This window comes from Streptomyces sp. MNU76, assembly GCF_020982545.1.
Classification (GTDB): domain Bacteria; phylum Actinomycetota; class Actinomycetes; order Streptomycetales; family Streptomycetaceae; genus Streptomyces.
Genome location: NZ_JAJKLK010000028.1, coordinates 1 through 2802 on the forward strand (window position 1 = coordinate 1; position 2802 = coordinate 2802).

At 69.7% G+C, this 2802-nt stretch carries 3 pseudogenes; 2 read left to right on the forward strand and 1 reads right to left on the reverse strand.

From position 1 onward, the window contains the following. Positions 1–183: 183 nt before the first annotated feature. A pseudogene (locus tag E4N62_RS49935) lies at positions 184–456 on the forward strand (endonuclease/exonuclease/phosphatase family protein); the annotation flags it as partial. Between the two features lie 77 nt (positions 457–533). Beyond that, a pseudogene (locus E4N62_RS42240) lies at positions 534–1717 on the forward strand (IS701 family transposase). Positions 1718–2042: 325 nt separating this feature from the next. On the opposite strand, the pseudogene E4N62_RS42245 reads toward E4N62_RS42240, so the two are convergent. Continuing rightward, positions 2043–2802, reverse strand: a pseudogene (locus tag E4N62_RS42245) (GlxA family transcriptional regulator); the annotation flags it as partial.

Genomic DNA, 2802 nt, shown 5'->3' on the forward strand with positions numbered 1-2802 from the left:
GCCAGGCGATCCTCTCGGCGGCGCCGATGACGGACCGCGTCAACGTGGAGTACCCCGGACGGCGGATCCGAGGACGGGGCCAGCGGCGGTCACCACGAAGGTCGACGGCCGGTCCGTCCGGGTCTTCAACACGCACCTCGCCCAACGGCAGCAGCGGAGGCCCAGGCGCGCAGGTCCGCGTGCTCGCCCCGGTCGTGGCCCGGTACGACCGCCGTCGTCGTCGGCGACTTCAACGCGGTGCCGGACACCCCCGAGCTCGCCCCGCTGTGGAAGCTGGCCACGGACACCGATCCCGAGTGCCGTCCCGCACTGGTCGGCGACTGCGAGGTGACCACCGACTGGCAGAGTAAGTTCGACTACGTCTTCCTGCGCGGCATCACCGCGCTCCGGCACGAGGTACGGCTTTCGGAGATCTCGGACCACCACCTGTTGCACACCGACCTGGACATCGGCTGAAGCCGCCGCCCCGACACCCCCTAGTACTGCAACGGTCTTTGCCGTGACTGCTGGCCAGCTCTGTCGTTGGTGTGGTCATGGGTGGGGACCTTGCTGATGTCAGGTTGTGGGCGGGTGAACTGGGTGCTCTGCATGAGCGGTTCGTGCACCGGTTCAACCGGGAGGAGCCGCGTCAGTCGGCGCTGGCTTACATGCGTGGGCTGGTTGCGCCGCTGCAGCGCAAGAACGGCTGGACGCTGGCGGAGGAGGCAGGACACGCGGGTCCCGATCGCATCCACCGGCTGCTGAACCGGATTGAGTGGGACGCCGACGAGGTCCTGAACGACGTACGCGACTACGTGGTGGAACACCTCGGAGACAGCGATGCCGTCCTGATCGTCGACGACACCGGCTTTCTGAAGAAGGGCGTCCGTTCGGCCGGGGTGCAAAGGCAGTACTCCGGCACCGCCGGCCGCACGGAGAACTGCCAGATCGGCGTGTTCCTCGCCTACGCCACCGGCCGCGGACGCACGTTGATCGACCGCCGTCTGTATCTGCCCACGTCCTGGACGGACGACCGGGAACGCTGCCGCCGGGCGGGCATCGACGACCACGTCGCCTTCGCCACGAAGGTGGCCATGGCCAAGGCGATGGTCCGCCGGGCCATCGCCGACAAGATCCCGTTCGCCTGGGTCACGGCGGACGCCGCCTACGGCTACAGCAAGGGCTGGCGGTTCGAGCTCGAGCAAGCGGACGTCTTCCACGTCATGGCCACCACCCGGCACGACACCGTCGTCACCCGCTGGTCCATCGACCACCCCGTCCACGACCTGTTCCCCGGCCTGCCCCGGCAGAAATGGAAACGCCGTTCCTGCGGCGAGGGAGCACATGGCCGACGGATCTACGACTGGGCCCGCGTCGAAGTGAGGCCCTGGCACCGCGAGGACCGCGGCACTGGGTCCTCGCCCGCCGCAGCGTGAGCAGGCCCGAGGAGATCTCCTACTACATCGCCTACTGTCCCGCCGACACGACGCTGGACGAGCTGATCCGCATCGCGGGCAGCCGCTGGGCGGTCGAGGAATGCTTCCAGACCGCCAAGCAGGAATGCGGCCTGGACGACTACCAGGTCCGCCGCTACCCCGGCTGGCACCGCCACATGACTCTGGCCATGGCCGCCCACGCCTGCCTGACCGTCCTGCGGGCCCGACAGCTGGACACGGACAAAGCAGAAACGGATCCTCCCAGCTCATCCACCTCAGCCTCGCCGAAATCCGACGCCTGATAACCCGCCTCACCAACCGCCGACCAGCACCGGTCGACCACATCCTGCACTGGTCCCACTGGCGCCGCCGACGCCAGCACCAAGCCCGCATCAGCCACTACAAACGACGCGGACACAGCCCCTGAACTGCCCAGTACTCAGAACAAGCACCGTTGCAGTACTAGGGGGTGTTTCGAAAGTCTTGTGCGGTGCCCGCGGTGTCCGGTGCGTGCTCTCGGCGTGCCGGACGAAAGCCCTCGTACTGGACGTACTTGGGGTTTCGGCCGGTGCAGCGAGAGTGCGTGCCGGGCGCCGTGGGTGCTGTGCGGGACTTCCGAAACACCCCCTAGGGCGTCTGCCACGCGCGGGCGCGAAGGCGGCGCAGCATGCGGGCGTCCTCGAAACCGACCGAGCGGGCGGCCGCGTCGACCGTCGCACCGTGGCTGATCAGGTGCTCGGCGCGCTCCAGACGCAGGGTCTGCTGGTAGCGCAGCGGGGTGAGACCGGTGGCGCGGCCGAAGAGCCGGGTCAGGGTGCGTTCGCTGACGCCGACCGCCGCGGCCAGACCGGTCAGCGGGAGAGGCCGGTCGAAGCGGGTGTCGATGAGGTCCTGGACGCGGTGCACGGTGTCGTCGAGGTGGGACCGGTGCCGGAACATCGCGCTGGACTGCGGCTCGTTGCCGTTGCGGCGGGCGTAGACGACCATGTCGCGTGCGACCTGGGCGGCGACGGCGGGTCCGTGCCGTCCGGCGACGAGGTGCAGGGCCAGATCGATGCCGCTGGCGATACCGGCCGAGGTGATCACCCGGTCGTCGGCGGTGAACAGGACGTCGCGGACGACGACCGCCCGGGATGGCGTAGCCAACTCGTCCTGCACGTCGTGGTGGGTGGTGCAGCGGCGGCCCTCGAGCAGACCGGCCCGGCCGAGCGCCTCAGCGCCGGCACAGACGCTGGCCACCGTGCCGCCGCGCTGTGGTGGTCGGCCAGCGCCCTGAGGGAGGCGTCGGTGACGGCGGGCGAGTCGGCCAGGGTCACGGTCCGCCAGCCGGGCACCACGATCAGGTCCTCGGGTGCGAGGTCGGGGCCAGTCGGTCCGGGCCGTGAGG